The sequence below is a fragment of the Chloroflexota bacterium genome, from assembly GCA_020850535.1.
Lineage (GTDB): Bacteria > Chloroflexota > UBA6077 > UBA6077 > JACCZL01 > JADZEM01.
In genome coordinates, this window is sequence record JADZEM010000166.1 from 19,663 (window position 1) to 36,289 (window position 16,627).

Annotated in this window: 15 protein-coding genes; 7 read left to right on the forward strand and 8 right to left on the reverse strand. The window is 68.4% G+C overall.

What is annotated here, in order from left to right; genetic code table 11:
- Nucleotides 1–21: 21 nt before the first annotated feature.
- Complete coding sequence (locus IT306_23785; protein ID MCC7371461.1) at nucleotides 22–402, reverse strand: RidA family protein; 381 nt, start codon at nucleotides 400–402, stop codon at nucleotides 22–24.
- Nucleotides 403–1,270: 868 nt separating this feature from the next.
- Between IT306_23785 and IT306_23790 the strand changes: the two genes are divergently transcribed.
- The 3 genes from IT306_23790 to IT306_23800 all read left to right on the forward strand — a co-directional run bounded on the left by IT306_23790 (nucleotide 1,271) and on the right by IT306_23800 (nucleotide 4,552).
- Entirely contained in the window at nucleotides 1,271–2,170 is a 900-nt protein-coding gene (locus IT306_23790; GenBank protein MCC7371462.1) for a multicopper oxidase domain-containing protein, read from the forward strand.
- A 7-nt stretch (nucleotides 2,171–2,177) separates the two neighbouring features.
- Entirely contained in the window at nucleotides 2,178–3,482 is a 1,305-nt protein-coding gene (locus tag IT306_23795; protein MCC7371463.1) for a metal transporter, read from the forward strand.
- Between the two features lie 95 nt (nucleotides 3,483–3,577).
- Nucleotides 3,578–4,552: an aldo/keto reductase gene (locus tag IT306_23800; protein MCC7371464.1), complete on the forward strand. Its 975-nt coding sequence runs from the start codon at nucleotides 3,578–3,580 to the stop codon at nucleotides 4,550–4,552.
- Nucleotides 4,553–4,671: 119 nt separating this feature from the next.
- Here IT306_23800 and IT306_23805 read toward each other — a convergent pair whose 3' ends face one another.
- Nucleotides 4,672–5,175, reverse strand: a complete 504-nt coding sequence (locus IT306_23805; protein ID MCC7371465.1) for a hypothetical protein — start codon at nucleotides 5,173–5,175, stop codon at nucleotides 4,672–4,674.
- A 512-nt stretch (nucleotides 5,176–5,687) separates the two neighbouring features.
- Between IT306_23805 and IT306_23810 the strand changes: the two genes are divergently transcribed.
- The 3 genes from IT306_23810 (at nucleotide 5,688) to IT306_23820 (ending at nucleotide 9,958) form a co-directional block, all read left to right on the forward strand.
- On the forward strand, nucleotides 5,688–6,695 hold the full coding sequence (locus IT306_23810; GenBank protein MCC7371466.1) for an ABC transporter permease: 1,008 nt from the start codon (nucleotides 5,688–5,690) through the stop codon (nucleotides 6,693–6,695).
- Between the two features lie 271 nt (nucleotides 6,696–6,966).
- The gene (locus IT306_23815; protein MCC7371467.1) at nucleotides 6,967–7,809 is read left to right on the forward strand and encodes an ABC transporter permease; all 843 of its coding nucleotides are present in this window, start codon (nucleotides 6,967–6,969) and stop codon (nucleotides 7,807–7,809) included.
- 109 nt (nucleotides 7,810–7,918) lie between these two features.
- Nucleotides 7,919–9,958, forward strand: coding sequence for an ABC transporter substrate-binding protein (locus IT306_23820; GenBank protein ID MCC7371468.1), 2,040 nt, complete (start codon nucleotides 7,919–7,921; stop codon nucleotides 9,956–9,958).
- Between the two features lie 187 nt (nucleotides 9,959–10,145).
- On the opposite strand, the gene IT306_23825 is transcribed toward IT306_23820, so the two are convergent.
- The 6 genes from IT306_23825 to IT306_23850 form a co-directional block, all read right to left on the reverse strand.
- Complete coding sequence (locus IT306_23825) at nucleotides 10,146–11,888, reverse strand: cbb3-type cytochrome c oxidase subunit I (protein ID MCC7371469.1); 1,743 nt, start codon at nucleotides 11,886–11,888, stop codon at nucleotides 10,146–10,148.
- 18 nt (nucleotides 11,889–11,906) lie between these two features.
- Nucleotides 11,907–12,458, reverse strand: a complete 552-nt coding sequence (locus tag IT306_23830) for a cytochrome c oxidase subunit II (GenBank protein MCC7371470.1) — start codon at nucleotides 12,456–12,458, stop codon at nucleotides 11,907–11,909.
- A 58-nt stretch (nucleotides 12,459–12,516) separates the two neighbouring features.
- Nucleotides 12,517–12,684 (reverse strand): hypothetical protein, encoded by a 168-nt coding sequence (locus IT306_23835; GenBank protein MCC7371471.1) that lies wholly within the window; start codon nucleotides 12,682–12,684, stop codon nucleotides 12,517–12,519.
- A gap of 238 nt (nucleotides 12,685–12,922) precedes the next feature.
- Complete coding sequence (locus IT306_23840; protein ID MCC7371472.1) at nucleotides 12,923–13,711, reverse strand: cytochrome c oxidase assembly protein; 789 nt, start codon at nucleotides 13,709–13,711, stop codon at nucleotides 12,923–12,925.
- A gap of 145 nt (nucleotides 13,712–13,856) precedes the next feature.
- Complete coding sequence (locus IT306_23845) at nucleotides 13,857–14,189, reverse strand: hypothetical protein (protein ID MCC7371473.1); 333 nt, start codon at nucleotides 14,187–14,189, stop codon at nucleotides 13,857–13,859.
- 87 nt (nucleotides 14,190–14,276) lie between these two features.
- Nucleotides 14,277–15,563, reverse strand: a complete 1,287-nt coding sequence (locus IT306_23850; protein ID MCC7371474.1) for an amidohydrolase family protein — start codon at nucleotides 15,561–15,563, stop codon at nucleotides 14,277–14,279.
- A 140-nt stretch (nucleotides 15,564–15,703) separates the two neighbouring features.
- Between IT306_23850 and IT306_23855 the strand changes: the two genes are divergently transcribed.
- Entirely contained in the window at nucleotides 15,704–16,339 is a 636-nt protein-coding gene (locus IT306_23855) for a tetratricopeptide repeat protein (protein MCC7371475.1), read from the forward strand.
- The last annotated feature ends 288 nt before the right edge of the window (nucleotides 16,340–16,627 follow it).

Consider the following 16,627-nt stretch of genomic DNA (forward strand, 5'->3'; position numbering starts at 1 on the left):
GTGAAGGACTGAAGTGAAGCTCTACGAGCCGGCCACCGCCACGCACTCGATCTCGATCAGCACGCCTGGGCCGAACGTCGCGCCGCCGATGCAGGTGCGGCCGGGCGGGTTCTCGGGAAAGTACTCCTGGTAGACCTCGTTGACGGCCGGGCGGTCCGCGATGTCTGCCAGGTAGATGTTGACCTTGACGACGTTGCCGAGGGAGCTGCCGCCTGCCTCGAGGACTCGCTTCAGGCTGTCCAGCGTCTCCCGCGTCTGCCCCTTGATGTCCTCCGGCATGGTGCCGGTCTCGGGGTTGCGCCCGACGTGGCCGGCGGTCCAGATCAGATCGCCGACGCGAATCCCAGAGCTGAGAATGGCGTTGGGTGGAAACCCGGCTGGGCGGATCACTTCCCGGTTCATGTCCGTCGCTGCCTCCTCGCCCTGTCCACTGTCGACAGTGGCGGACGTGCCGGCGATTGAAGCAGGGCGGGGGGCATCAGGTCAAGCGAGCGGAGCCACCCCTCAGGGCGATTGCATGTTCATTGGGGTGCCCGAAGCATCATGGAACGGGCGGTCGGGGACTGAAGTCCCCGCCTACCATCCTGCAGTCGCTGCGCGACGCGCCAGTCGCACCAGTGCCTGCCGTTCCCGGCGGCCGTCGCGCAGCGACTGAATGACTGTAGGCGGGGCTTTCAAGCCCCGACGCCGCCGCACGACGCGCTCAACATACGATTGCACTGGTAGCAGCATCAGGGCGATTGCATGTTCATTGGTATACCCAAAGCATCATGGAACGGGCGGTCGGGGACTGAAGTCCCCGCCTACAGTCATTCAGTCGCTGCGCGACGCGCCAGTCGCACCAGTGCCTGCCGTTCCCGGCGGCCGTCGCGCAGCGACTGAATGACTGTAGGCGGGGCTTTCAAGCCCCGACGAGGCGGCACGACGACATCAACATGCGATTGCCCTGCGGAGCCACCCCTCCTGACGGAGACAGCATGATCTCTGCTGCTACAATCGGGACGTCGTGGCGGCGACGGGCGCTCTGCGGAACGAGCGGCGCGATCTCCTCCCCGACGAGGCCGAGCTGAGGGGCACCGTGCGCGCCGACAAACTGGTCAGATCGCTGCTGAGGCTCAACGTCGGGCGGCGGTCCCTGCTGCGGACTGGCGTCAAACTCGGGACGGTTGCCCCGCTCGCGGCGGTGGCCGGCTGCGCGCCAGCCTTCCCGAAGCTCGCCCAGCCAGCCGTCCTGCCGACGGCCCCAGGTGCAGCCGTCGGCGTCCACAGCATGGCCCACGTCACCGAGCTTGCGCCGGGCGTCGTGCCCGGGTTGCCTCGGCAGGCGCCGGCGCCAGGCTGGGCCGCCCGCGCCCCGGCCGAGATCCTGACCGCCTTCGACTACGGCCGGGTCTCGCAGCTGCCGGGCGGCCAGACGCTGCGCGAGTACACCTTCATCGCCCAGGAAACCGAGATCGAGGTCGCGAAGGGCGTCATGTTCCCGGCCTGGACCTACAACGGCAGCGTGCCCGGCCCGACGATCCGCTGCACCGAGGGCGACCGGGTCCGGATCTACTTCCAGAACGGCACCCGCCACCCGCACACCATCCACCTGCACGGCGTCCACCCGGCCAGCATGGATGGCGTCTTCGAGCAGGTGCCGCCGGGCCACAGCTACACCTACGAGTTCGACGCCGATCCGTGGGGGCTGTTCCCCTACCACTGCCACACCATGCCGATCCGCAAGCACATCGAGAAGGGGCTGTACGGGACGATGATCGTCGATCCGCCGACGCCCCGCGAGCCGGCCCACGAGCTGGTGATGGTGATGAACGGCTTCGACACCGACGTGGACGGCGAGAACGAGGTCTACACCGTCAACGGCGTCGCCAACTACTTCAACGAGCATCCCATCGAGTTGAAGGTGGGCGCGCTGGTACGGGTCTACCTCTCCAACATGACCGAGTTCGACCCGATCAACTCGTTCCACCTGCACGGCAACATGTTCAAGCTGTACCGCAGCGGCACCAGCACCACGAACCCTGAGCTGACGGACACCGTGATGCTCTGCCAGGGCGAACGGGCCGTGCTGGAGTTCCGCTACAAATACCCGGGCAAGTTCATGTTCCACGCCCACCAGAGTGAGTTCGCGGAGCTGGGCTGGATGGGCTTCTTCGACGTGAAAGCGTAGCCGGGAGATGGCCGCGCGCAGCCACGACGGCCGGGGCGACGACGGGCAGGGCCACGCCAGCGACGCGCCGTTTCCGGCCCGGCCACCCGACGCTGCCCCAACCTCCGACACCGCGCCGGCCGCCCCCGCGAGCGGCAAGAGTGGCGGGGCGCTGGCGCTCCTGGCCCTGCTGCCGGTGGCGCTGCTGGTGGCCCTCATCTCCCTGTTCGTCGTCTACGGCGATGAGCTGCTCGGGCCGGCCCCGGTCCCGCCCGACGCGCTCGGCAAGCTCGACATCGAGCGACTCTGGTTCCGGCCGGAGGGCGTCGCCGTCCAGGTGGTGAACACCGGCCCGGCCCCGTTGACCGTCGCCCAGGTGATCGTCAACGATGCCCTCTGGGAGTTCGCCATCGAGCCGGGTCCAGCCATCCCCCGGCTCGGCCGGGCGACCATCGGCATCGCCTACCCCTGGCTGGAGGGCGAGCCGGTCACCGTCAAGGTGCTCACCGCAAACGGGCTGGCGTTCCTGAAGACGGTCCCCATCGCCGCCACCACCCCGGAGCCGTCGTCGTCCCTGCTGCTGCTGTTCGCGCTGCTCGGGGTGCTGGTCGGCGTGTTGCCGGTCTATCTCGGACTGCTCTGGTTCCCGCTGGTGCGGCGGCTGGATCGCGCGGTGCTCGACTTCCTGCTGGCTCTGACGGCCGGGCTGCTGATCTTCCTCGGCGTGGATGCCGTGGTCGAAGCGCTGGAGCTGGCCGGCAGGGTGCCGTCCCCGTTCCGGGGCATCGGGTTGGTAGCGATCGGCGTGGCCGGGTCGATCCTGGTGCTGCTCGGCGTGAGCCGGCGGACTATCGACGCGGCGGCAGGGCGCTCGGAGGCCGAGCGGGCGCTGGCGCTCTCCTTTCTGATCTCGACGGGCATCGGGCTGCACAATTTTGGCGAAGGGCTGGCCATCGGTGCGGCCTACGCGGTGGGCGAGCTGGCGCTCGGGGCGTTCCTGGTGGTCGGCTTCACCCTGCACAACATCACCGAGGGCTTCGGCATCCTGACGCCCATCGCCCGCCACGGCACGACGCTCAAGAACCTGCTCTTGCTGGGGCTGGCGGCCGGCGGCCCGACCATCCTCGGCACCTGGCTTGGCGGGTTCGCCTACTCCGACCTCTGGGCAACACTGTTCCTGGCGATTGGCGCGGGGGCGGTCTTCCAGGTAGTCTACGAGCTGGCGCGCCTCACGACCAGCAAGGGCGGCAGCCGCATCGCGACGCCCCTCGGCGCGGCCGGCGTCCTGACGGGGATGCTGCTGATGTACCTGACGGGCCTGTTCGTCGCCTGACCCGCGCTCCCAGGCAGCCCCCTGCGCCTGGGGTATCATGGCTTCCTGTCGCCTCCGTGACAGGGGACGAGCCTACCGAGGCCAGAGGAGGAACGATGAGGTACGGAACTCTGCCGGACGTTGCTGGGCCTGTCTCGCGGCTGGTCATGGGCAGCATGGTCTTCTCCATCGAGAACCAGCAGCGCACCAACGACATCCTGGATCGCTTTGTCGAGGCCGGCGGCACCGCCGTGGACACCGCCCGCGTCTACTCGAAGGGCACCAGCGAAGCGGCGTTCGGCAACTGGCTCAAAGAGCGCGGCCTGCGCGACAAGATCGTCGTCATCGGCAAGGGCGCGCACCACGACAGCCAGACGCTGGAGCGGCGCGTCAACGCAGCGGCGATCCATGAGGATATCGAGATCAGCCTGGGGATCATGCAGCTTGACCGGATGGACGTCTACATCCTCCACAAGGACGACGAGGATGCGCCGGTCGGACCGGTCATCGACGCGCTGAACGAGGAGCACCGGGCGGGGCGGATCGGCGCGTTCGGCGGCTCGAGCTGGCGGCACCAGCGGATCGCCGAGGCGAACGCCTACGCCGAGGCGCACGGCCTGAAGCCGTTCAGCGTCAGCAGCCCGAACCTGGCGCTGGCCGTGCCCGTCGAGCCGATGTGGGCCGGCTGCGTCACCCTGGCCGGCGACCGCGACGCCCTGGACTGGTACGAGAAGACCCGCATGCCGATCTTCGCATGGTCGTCGCAGGCGCGCGGGTTCTTCAGCGGCCGGTATCAGCCCGGCATGACCGGCGAGACGATGGATCAGCAGAACGTGATCCGCACCTACTTCTCAGATGAGAACTGGGAGCGGTACCGCCGGGCCGAGTCGCTGGCCGGCGAGAAGGGCTGCAACCTGCGCCAGATCGCGCTGGCCTGGGTGCTGCACCAGCCGCTGGAGCTGTACGCGCTGATCGGGCCGGCCTCAGTGGAGGAGCTGGACGACTGCCTCGGGGCGCTCGACGTGAAGCTGTCCGAGGAGGAGCTGCTCTGGCTGAACCTCCAGAAGGAGCCGATCCGCGCCCTGGCCTGAACCCGCGACACGCCCCCCGGGAGCGCGGAGATCCCTTCGCTCCGCTCAGGGCAGGCTTTCGCCGCCTGGTTCCACTGGCGCTACCAGAGCGGACAAGCCGTCTGCGGTCCCAGGGGCCGCTACCGCGTCAGCCGGCCGCAGCCGATCAGGAAGGCGGCCGGCTCGGCGCGGTGTAGCTCGGCCGGCACGAAGCCGTCGTCCGCGAACGGGTTGGCGGTCGGCCGCAGGGTCAGCGACTGGCCGCTCCAGCTCCCGTCCAGCACCGTACCGAGCGCGCGCCGGGCCGGATCGGCGAACGTCAGCCGCAGCTCGACGCGGTCGCCGGAGCGGCTCGCCTCGCCGTCGACGCTGTACTCGAACAGCTCGCCCGCCCGATTGCAGATGCGAGCCCGCCCGGTCAGCGTGGACGCGCCAGACAGCCGGACGCCGCCGTCCCGGTAGCTCAGCTCCACGTACAGACGGTACTCGGCCCCCTGCTCGGCGCGCAGCGGCCCCTCCCAGACGCCGGTCAGAGTCGGGCCGAGCGCCGGCATCGACCAGGGCGCCCAGACCCATCGTCCGCCATACGTGCCTGCCAGATAGAGCACGCCGACGAAGGCCAGCAGGTTGATCGTTCGGAGCACCGGCCGACCTCAGCCCAGCCGAGCCGGCCGCAGCGTCACCATAAAGTCTCTCCCCCGCGATCTGCGAGGCCGCCCGCCCGCAAACGGCCCGCCCTGAACTCTACCGGACCACACGGCGTGCCCCCGGGAAGCAGTTTCTGCTGAACCACACGGTTGGCCAGGCCGGGAGCCAGCTCCAGGTCGCTTCAGGCCCACCGTTCTGACAAGCCGATCGGGCGCCGGGGTGCGCCAGCACGAGGCCGCCCAGGTACGCGCGCGAATGCCTGTTTCGGATCTTGACAGTCATGATGCGCCGGAGTACCGTACCGATATCGCACGCCATGTGCAGCATGTGAGCATCGGAGGCTCACCCGACTCCGGATTGCCGGCCCACTTGGGCGGCTGGCACGCTCGATGGTCGATTCACGAGAACAGTCTGCCGCCGATGCTGGCGGCTGGGGTCTGCGGGCGGCGCTCCCAGAGCAGGAGGCTGCGCGCGGCTGGCGCCAATCAGTACGGGAGCGAGGAAGGCAGTGACGCCTGGGTACATCGTTCGACGAGTTCTGCTGTTCGTGCTGGTAGTCTGGATGGCGACGAGCGTCATCTTCTTCCTGCCCCGGCTGGCCCCCGGCCGCGACCCGATCCGCGAGCGGCTGGCGTTGATGGCCGTCAGCGGCAGCGTCATGCAGACCGCGATTGAGGAGATGGCGCGCGCCTACGAGGAGAAGTTCGGGCTGGATCAGCCGCTGTACGTCCAGTACTTCCGCTTCATGGGCGACGTCCTGCGGCTGGACTTCAACGTCTCGCTGCTGATGTACCCATCGCGCGTCATCGACCTGATCGGGCAGGCGTTGCCGTGGACCGTCGGGCTGCTGCTGACGGCCACGCTGATCGCGTTCGGGCTGGGGACGCTGCTTGGCGGGCTGACGGCCTGGCCGCGCGCCCCGAAGATCTTCAGCTACCTGCTGCCGCCGCTGTTCGCCTTCTCCGCCGTGCCCTACTATCTGCTCGGCGTGTTGTTGGTGTACTGCTTCGCCTTCAAGCTGCCGATCTTCCCGATCAGCGGCGGCGCGCCCACTGGCACCCTCCCGAGCCTGACCGTCGGCTACATGCTGACCGTCATGTACCACTCGATGCTGCCGGCCCTGTCCATCGTGCTGGCGGCAACCGGGTTCTGGGCGCTTGGGATGCGCGGCATGATGGTCACGACGCAGGGCGAAGACTTCATGGTCATGGCCGAGGCGAAGGGACTGCGCGGCTGGCGCGTCTTCCTCAACTACGGCATGCGGACGGCCATTCTGCCGCAGATCACCTCGCTGGCCCTCACGCTCGGGCACATCGTGTCGGGCGCGCTGCTGGTGGAGATCATCTTCCAGTACCCGGGCGTCGGCACGCTGCTCTACAAGGCGATCTCCGGCTTCGACTTCTTCACGATCAACGGGATCGTCTTCTTCGTGATCGTCGGAGTCGGGCTGGCGACGCTGTTGCTCGACCTGAGCTACCACCTGCTCGATCCGCGCATCAAGCGGCAGCACGCCTGAGCCTGCCAGGCCTGCCCGCCGCCGACAGGAGATCTGCTCCACCGCCGCGCAGTCATGCACCGGCTGCGCCCCGCGGCCCGACCATACCTTCGCCAATCAGACACGCACCGTGAGGATGCTTCGCATGGGGATGCACGCTTCGGGAGTCGCCGCTTCCACCGCCGTCGTCACGGACGGGGATGGAGCGCTTCGGGGTCGCCCAGGGCTGGACGACAACGCGCTGAACGGGCCGCCGCCAGCCCAGGCGCCGCCCGCCGAATCTCGCGTCAGCATGGCGTGGCACTATCTGCGCCGCAATCCTCGCCTCGTGGCCGGCCTGCTGATCCTGCTGGGACTGTTGTTGTTCTGGCTGATCGGGTCGCGGGTGGTGGACGTGCGCGGCGCCCGCCCGCTCTCCGCGCCCCCAGACATGGAACCGTCCGCCGAGTACCTGCTGGGCACGGACACGGCCGGCCGCCAGCTCCTGCCGGTGCTGATCGAGGCGACGCCCCGCGCCTTCGAGGTCGGCCTGCTGGCCGGCTTCGTCGGGCTGATGATCGGCACGGTGCTCGGCTTCATGGCCGGCTTCTTCGGTGGCACAGTGGACACCGTCATCGGCGGCCTCGCCGACACGCTCTTACCGATCCCGGCCCTCGCGGTGCTGGTGGTGATCGCCTCGACGATCAAGACCAACCTGACCGTCGAGATCATGGCGCTGATCGTCGCCTCGCTGGCCTGGATGACGCCGACGCGCACGATCCGCGCGCAGGTGCTCACCATGCGCGAGCGCGGGTACGTCGAGATCGCGCGGCTCTCGGGGATGGGCGGCCTGGAGATCATCTTCCGCGAGCTGCTCCCCAACCTGCTGCCGTACCTCGCGGCCAGCTTCGTGAGCGCCGTCGGCGCGGCAGTGCTGGCCTCGCTCGGCCTGGAGGCGCTCGGCCTGGGGCCGCAGAACGAGCCGACCCTCGGCATGACGATCTTCTGGTCGATCTACTACGGCGCGCTGCTGCGGGGCATGTGGTGGTGGTGGGGAGGACCGCTGGTGGTGATCGTGCTGCTGTTCACCGGCCTGTTCCTGGTGGCCTCTGGCCTCGACGAGATCGCGAACCCGCGCGTGCGGCGGGCGGTGTAGCCGAACAGACGGCCCTCACCCCCCGACACCTGGCCGTCACCCACGGCACGAGTCTGTCTCCCTGAACCTCGGTCGTTCGAGCACGATGCTCGGGAAGGAGTGGACCACGATGGACCACGAGACGGAGCGGTCTGCGACGCCTCTTTCTGATCCCGCCCCGGTGGGCGAGCAGCCGCCGCGCGCCGGCCTGACGCGCTGGACGAGCCGGCGGCGCTTCATCGCCACGAGCGTGGCTGGCGTCGGCGCGACGCTGCTGGCGGCCTGTTCGCAGCCGCCAGCGCCAGCCGCCCCAGCAGCGCCGGCCAAGCCCGCCGAACCGGCCAAGCCGGCGGAAGCCGCCAAGCCTGCCGCGCCTGCTGAGGCGGCCAAGCCCGCCGCGCCGGCCGGCGCGGCAGCCCAGCCCCCGGCTGCCGCCCAGCAGGCCCCGGCCCAGAAGCCGGCCGAGGCCGCCAAGCCCGCGGCTGCCGCTGGCGGCGAGGTCAAGAACATCCCGCGCAACCGCACGATGGTCGCGGCGGGCCTCGGCGGCGAGCACCCGGGCGGCTTCACCGACGTCGACAACTTCAACCAGTACCTGCCGGGCCTCTCGCGGAGCGGCTACACCCAGGCCGGCACCGAGGGCCTGTTCTACTACGCCCCGCTCAACAACGAGTTCCAGCCCTGGCTGGCTGAGAGCTTCCAGTTCGCCAACGACTTCACCGAGGTCACGCTGAAGCTCCGCAAGGGCACAGAGTGGAGCGACGGCAAGCCGTTCACCTCGCGGGACGTGGTCTTCACCTTCGAGATGCTGGCGAACGAGCCGACGCTCCTCAACGGCTCGGAGGTCAAGCGGCTGGTCAAGTCGATCCAGGCCGTGGACGAGCAGACCGTCAAGTTCGTGCTCAACTTCCGCAACCCGCGCTTCGTCTTCGACATCCTGACCTTCCGCGCGGACATCGCCCTGCCGATCGCTCCCGAGCACGTCTGGAAGGGCCAGGATCCGAAGTCGTTCAAGAACTACGACCCTGCCAAGGGCTGGCCGCTCGTGACCGGCCCCTACAAGCTCGTCGCCACAACCGTCGAGCAGAAGCTGTGGGATCGGCGCGACGACTGGTGGGCCAAGAAGATCGGCTTCAAGGAGCTGCCGAAGATCGAGCGGCTGATCTTCCTGCCAGGCATGAACGAGATCACGATGGCGCAGAAGATGATCGCCAACGAGATCGACATGGCGTTCTCGTTCACGCCGGGCAACATGCGGGCCGTCCAGGGGCAGAACAAGAAGGTCATCACCCACAGCGATCAGCCGCCGTACGGCTTCATGGACTGGTGGCCGATCGCCCTCGGCTTCAACAACTCTGAGAAGCCGTTCGACGATCCGGAGATCCGCTGGGCCATCAGCTACGCGCTGAACCGCGACCAGATCATCAAGTTCGCGTTCCAGGGGTTCAACCAGATCGCGCCGCTCCCCTACCCCGACTTTGCCGGGCTGCGACCGTACATGGAGGCCGCCAAGCCGCTGCTCGAAAAGTACAACACCACCCTCTACGACTTGAAGAAGTCCGACGAGATCATGATGAAGAAGGGGTACAAGAAGGACGGTCAGGGCATGTGGGTCGGCGCGGACGGCAACAAGGTGGCCGTGCCGATCATCACCTTCCCGCAGCACCCTTCCACGACGCCGCAGGCCCCGATTGTCACCGAGCAGCTCCGGCAGGCCGGCTTCGACGCCACCTTCCAGCTGCCGGCCGACTACGCGGCGCGCGTCCGCACCGGCGAGGCGAAGGCGTACCTCTGGGGCCACGGCGGCAGCATGCGCGAGCCGTTCAGCACCTGGGACCGGCTCTACCACATGCGGCACGTCAAGCCGACCGGCACGGACAACAACGGCCTGAACCTGTACCGCTGGTCGAACAAGCCGTTCAGCGATGTCGTGGATCAGATGGGGCAGCTCGCGGAGGACGACCCGAAGCTGATGGACCTCTGGCTCAAGTCGCTGGAGATCTGGCTGCCTGAGCTGCCGGACGTGCCGCTGGTGCACACGGTCATCCCGGTGCCGATGAACACGACGTTCTGGACGAACTGGCCCAGCGCGAAGGATCCGTACGTCCACGAGGGCTTCTGGCACCGCAACGCGCTGCAGATGGTCCTCAAGCTGGAGCCGACCCAGTAGCCGCCGTCAGAAGCCGTCGCGCGGGGGCGTGTCCCCGCGCGGCCACGAGCGATACCTGAATCGCAGCAATGGGGGCGTGTCCCCCGCCCGTTCCATCGAGAAACGGGCGGGGGACACGCCCCCGCGCTACAGGTAACCGGTTCGCGGGACTCCCAGAAGAAAGGCCTCGCGGTGCAGCTTGCGGGGGTCAGCGGAACAGCATCGGGATGCCGCTCAGCTCGATCCACGAGTAGCCGTACAGCGCGATGAACAGCATCAGGAAGAGCAGCGCCAGCACCAGCGTGCCCGGCACCTCGAACGCGCCGGCGTGGGCAGCCGCCGGGTGATCCTCTGACCCGCCTGCCACCAGGGCCGGCATCGGTGCAAACGCCTCTGGCGAGACGTAGCCCAGGTCCGGCGTCGCGGTGCGCGTCCCCAGAAAGACCGTGCCCACAATCGAGAGCACGAACATCGCGCCGCCGGTGACGGCGATGATCGCGCCAATGCCCATGATCGCCAGGAAGATCGTCGGCTCGGCGCTGCCCGCCAGCAGGTTGATCCCGAGCGGGCCAGTCGAGCTGAACGTGACGTCCCAGTGCCGGCGTGGCAGGCCCCAGTGGCCGGCCAGCCCCATGCCGATGCAGAGGACCGTCATCCCGAAGCCGTAGACCCACGGCTGCGCCTTGACCATGGCCGGCAGCATCATCTGGCGCTGGAAAACCAGCGGCACCAGGTAGTACGAGATGCCCATGAAGGCGGCGGTGGTCCCGGCCACCACCGTCATGTGGAAGTGGGCGGGGACGATCAGCGTGTTGTGGGCCAGCAGGTTCGCCTGTGGGCCGCCCATGATGACGCCGCTGATGCCGCCGAAGACGCCGAACAGCACGAGGCTCACGGCCAGCGACGCGAAGCCCGGCTCGCCCCACGGCACGTTCCGCAGCCAGCCGAACAGCCCGTTGCTGAGACCGCGCTCGCGCATCGCAAGCTCGACGGCCGCCGGGATGCTGAACGCGTGGATCAGGCTCGCCATCACCGCCGCGTACATGAAGTAGCTCGTGTTCAGGTTGCGGACCCACGGCGCGATGCCCGGATCGGCCAGCAGGTGGTGCATCGACCCCATCTGGATGAACAGCACGTACAGGACGATGGCGACGCGGCTCAGCCCCTCGTTGACGGGCTTCGCGCCGACCGTGAGGCTGGCCAGGGCGTACCAGATGCCGATCATCGCCGCGAGGTTCACCTGCTGCGCGCCGTGGCCCAGGCCCCAGTAGAGCAGCCGGTAGACGCCCGGGTCCGGCGGACCGATCAGCCCGAGACTCCAGAGGAACGCCGGGATGAGCGCCGCCGCGCCTGCCGCGAGGCTCCAGAGGGCCAGGATCGCCGCCGCCAGCAGTGCGAACGTGAACAGCGGCAGCGTCCCGACATCCCCGCGCCGCCGCGCAGCGATGACGTTGACGAAGAAGTGGACGACGGCGACGATCGCGCCGACGGCGAAGACCAGCACCGCGCCGTAGTAGGTCGGCGGGGCCAGCAGCGGCGGATACGACGTGAACATCACCGTGGCGCGACCGGTGAGCATCAGCAGCATCGCCACAAGTGAGCCGCCGAGCATCATCGCATAGGCGATCCAGCCGACAATCGGTGCGACCATCCGCGCGCTCAGGAGGACGGTGCTGGCGAAAATGAGTCCTGCGACCTCGAAGAACAAGATCCAGAAGATCAGCATCACCATGCCGTGGGTCGAGAGCAGCTCATAGAACGTGTTGACCGGCAGCAGATGGACCCACTGCCAGCGCGTCAGGGCGATGAGCAGCGCCAGGATGCCGCCGATGGCCAGGTAGACCACCGCCGTCACCGCGTGCGCCATGATCTGATGTTCGGCTGAACGGTCCACCACCAGATCGGTGACCTGGCAGCGCCGCCCAAACGTGAGACTTGCCTGCATGGACATCCCTTTCTGTGTGGTGCGTCAGTCCTTGACGATGACCCGGCCGAGCATCAGGTGGTGGCCCAGGCCGCAATACTCATTGCAGACCACCGGAAACTCGCCACTGCGCTCAGGCGTGATCTGAACGACGGTGATGTAGCCCGGCAGCACCTGGTAGTTCAGGCTGCGCGGCCCGAAGACCAGCGAGAAGCCGTGCTGGAGATCGCGGCTCGACAGCAGCAAGCGGTACTGCTTGCCGCGCTGCAGCTGCAGGAACGGCCGCCAGGAGAAGGCGGCGGCTTCCAGGTAGGCGTCGCCGCCGGCCGGCGCGGCTACGACGGGCACGCCCGCGATCTCCCCGACCTTGTTGGCGGCCGTAAACGCTTCGACCTTGTCGTGGAAGGTGGCGGGATCGACGCGGTAGGCCTGGATGTCGTTGTCGCGAGCGCCGATGGCCGGCCAGATGAAGACGATCATGGCGAACATCGCCAGACCCCAGATCACCACCAGCCCGACCCAGAGCCGCTCATCTCTTCCCAGGGACTGCCACCACGCCCCGCGCGGCTTGACCAGACTACTGACCCGAACGGCCATCATCGTGCTCCCTGGCGAGCGCCGTCAGGGCGGCGCGTGTGGTGTGGTCGGCGCGCGCTCACGGCGTGAACACCGGAACGCTGGTCAGGCTGAGCAGCCCCAGCACGATGTAGAAAACTGTCGGAATGATCAGGCCAGCGACGGTGATGAGAAAGATGTCGTCCAGAAACCGCTGCTGCCAGGGTGTGCGCGCTGCGCTCCGAGTGGCAGGCGTGTCGTCCGGCATAGATTCCCCCCTTCGGGCCGGCCGTCCTGCACGTCATCGGCAGGCGGCGTCTCCTCGTCTAGGCGAGGCGGCCACCAGATAGAAACAGGGTGCCAGCGGTGGCGACTGGACACCCCACTCAAACGGGTGGTCTTGTTCACGAAGCATGGGTAGGATTGTCCCGGCGCGGCGCTCGTATGACGCGTCAGTGCGTCGCGAGGCGGGTCGGGACTGGCCGACTCGCTCGGAGGATTCGCAGTCAGCGGGCTGCGAAGGACCTCGAGCGGGTGCGGCTGACGAGGGCGCCAAGCATCACGGCAGCATAGAACAGTCCCCCAGCGATCCACATCACCAGGCCGCCGCGCCGCTGATCTTCTGCGGCGGTGATGCCCCATTCCGTCGCGGAGACGGCGTAGCCAGGGTACCACACTGCGCCAGACAGCGCGAGGGTCGCACCGAGCATATCGCAGACCATCCAGGTGGCAAACAGCACCAGCAGCGTGCCTTCGAGCGAGAGGCGCGCGTGCCGTGGCGTGGCCGGATCCAGCAGGATCAGCCAGAACAGTGCCGATGGCAGCAGGAACGTCAGGTGCTCCAGATCGTGCAGCACCTGGTTGGCGAGCGCAGCCTCGTAGAGCGTCGGCAGGTGCCACACGACGAGCGGCACGTTGAGCGCGACGGCCAGGATCAACGGGTGCGCGGCGATCGCCAGCGCGATGCGCACCCCCCGCGACTCGACCCCGAGACGAGCTAGTGCTTGCCGCTGCGCGGGGGAGAACAGGGCCATCCCGACATACAGCGGCTGACCACAGGCCACCAGCGGCGGCACGACGATGGTGAGCAGCATGTGCTGGACCATGTGCGCCCAGAAGAGCGCATGGGCCAGGCTGTCGAGCGGGCCGGACAGGGCCGCGCCGAGCACGCCAAGCCCGCCGAGGAACGCCCCGATCCGCCAGCCGGCCGGGCGGCGGCGTCGGCCCGCCGAGCGCAGCGCGTAGGCGTACCCAAGCGCCACCAGCACGACGATCCAGGCCGGTCCGACGTTCACGCCTCAACCACTGCGCGCCGCTCACAGCATACGATCAACTGAATGAGCGACCTCAGAAGCCAGATACGCATGCCATCGATGCCGCGGGATCACCTGGTCAACGTGAAACTGCGAGCGTGACGGCATCAGACAGTACTCACAGGCGCTATGCGCCCGCCACTGTACAACCAACCGCACGTCCGCATGCGCTGGATCGTGAGACGACAGGCGTGCGAGCCGTTCCTGTGCTTGCCGGATGGCGGGTGAATCGGTCATGTTGCTCGGCGCGCCCGTTGGCGTTCAATGTACGACCTGCGCGCACGCGGATCAACGGGGGCCTGTTGAAGCCATGCATCTGCCTCTGCCAATCGATCTCGACGAGTGCTGCCAGTTCTTGCTGCTCAGACGCGCTGAGACCATGTTCGCTCTGGAGGTCGAGCAGCGAGAGGCCGCGCGCGCTCAGCAGCGCATCAAGCTGGGGGTAGACGGAGACGGCCACCAGAGATACCTCACTCCGGAACGATCATCAGCACGTACACATCATACGCGGCGAGCCCGTTGATCCAGAAGCCGACGCGCCTGCGTCTCAGGGCATCCGCGCGCGAGCCAGCACGGCGTCACGGGCGCTGACGGCATCGGCGCGCACGGCCTCGGCGTCAAGCGTCAGCAGCCGGCCAGCGTCCACCACCACCCGACCATCCACCAGCACAGCCCGCACGTCCGTCCCCCGGCACGAGTAGACCAGCGTCGTGTACGGGTCGCCGTTGGGCAGGTGGGCGTGAGGGTCCACCACCAGCAGGTCGGCCCGCTTCCCGACCTCGACGCTGCCGATCTGGTCCGCCAGCCCGAGCGCCCGCGCCCCGCCGAGCGTCGCCACCTCGAACGCCTCACGGGCAGGCAGCGCGCCCGCACCATCGTGGACGGACCCGATGAGCGCCGCCAGCCAGAGCTGCTGCCAGCCATCGAGCGTGTTGCTGCACGCCGCCCCATCCGAACCGAGCGCCACGTTGATCCCCAGGTCGAGCATCCGGCGCACCGGGGCCAACCCCGACGCCAGCTTCATGTTCGAGGCTGGGCAGTGGGTCACGTGTGAGCCGCTCCGAGCCACCTCGGCAAGGCCCGCGTCGTCGAACCAGACCCCGTGTGCCAGCACCAGCCAGGGTCCCGTCAGCCCGATCCGCGCGAAGTACTCCAGGTCGCTGCACCCCAGCTCGGCGCGGACGACCGCCAGCTCTTCCTGCTGCTCGGAGGCATGCGTGTGGACCCACGCACCGGACCTGGCCCGCTCCGCGACGCCCTGCAGCAACTCCGGCGAGCACGAGAGGATGAAGCGCGGGTTGTAGGCATACCGCAGCCTGCCACCAGCCGCGCCGTCCCAGCGGGCACGGAGGGCGTCGCTCTCGGCCAGGGCCGCAGCCGTCGGCTGGCAGAGTCCCGGCGGGACGCCCTCGCCCCGGTCCATCAGCGCCTGCCCGCCGGTGTAGCGGATGCCAGACGCCTCGGCCGCCTCAAACAGGGCGTCCGTGTGGTGAACGGTGCCCATGTCGAGGATCGCCGTCGTGCCGGTCCGCAGCAGCTCGGCGATGCCCAGGCGGGCCGACGCCAACAGGCTGGCATGGTCGTGGGCGGCCTCCAGCGGCCAGATGCGCTCCTTGAGCCACGCCAGCAGCGGGCGCTCCTCGGCCAACCCCCGAAAGAGCGTCTGGCACAGGTGCAGGTGGGCCTGCACCAGCCCGGGCGTCACGAAGCAGCCCGCCGCGTCGACGATCTGCGCGCCCACGGGGGTGGGCGAGCCGGGCGGCAGCAGCGCGGCTATCGCGCCATCCGCGCCGACCAGCACGTCAGCCTGCACGACCTCGCGCGCGGGGTTCATGGTCACCACCGTGCCGCCGGCGATCACACGCGGCTCGGCGCGGTGCGGTGTCGGCGCGGCGCCCGCACGGGCGGAACGGTCAGTCATCGGCTCACTTCCCTGCCACAACGCCCCTGGACCGTCCCACGGTTGCGGGGCGCATGCTACCCTTCGCACAATCGCGCAGCAGCGCTCGTTGCGCGATCACTCTAGCTGATCACGATCGGGAGCCGTTCGATGACGCCCGTCACACAGGTGCGCTACCCGGGAGACACACCGTGACCGACGAGGCGCGCCGCGCTGAGGCGTTGCGGCTCTGGACCGAAGGCGGGCGGCTGATTGAGGCGCGACGCTACAACGACGCCATCATCACGCTGACCCGCTCCATCGAGTTGTTCCCAACGGCTGAGGCGTACACCTTCCGAGGCTGGGCCTTCAGCCACCAGGGGCGCATCGACGAGGCCATTGCCGAGTGCAAGCAGGCCATCGAGGTCGATCCGGCGTTCGGCAACCCGTACAACGACATCGGCGCGTACCTGATCCAGCAGCACAAGTACGACGAGGCGATCCCCTGGCTGGAGCGGGCCATCGCGGCGGAGCGCTACGAGGCCCGCGTCTACCCCTGGGCGAACCTCGGGCGGATCCATGCCACGCGCGGCAACCGCACCGAGGCCATCCGCTGCTTCCGGAAGGCGCTGGAGGAGCAGCCGGGCTACCACCCGGCCCAGCACATGCTGGAACGGCTGATCGCCGGCACGAACGGCTTCGCGAAGCTGCCCAGCATCCGGGGCCGGTGATCGTGGAAGCACGCCGGCTGACGTGCGCCGCCGCGCTGTAGTAAAGACGCACCCCCCCATGTCATCCTGAGCGCAGCGAAGGACCTCACCCGCTGACGCGAACGTTGACGGTAGGCGGGTGGGGTAGCGCTGATGGTGAGCAGACGACGGCAAGTTGACGGTCAGCGGGTAACGGGAGCGTTGACGGTCAGCAGACGACGGCAAGTTGACGGTCAGCGGGTGAGGTCCTTCGCTGCGCTCAGGATGACAATTGTGATTTGCACGCTTTCACCAACACCCACAGCCCAC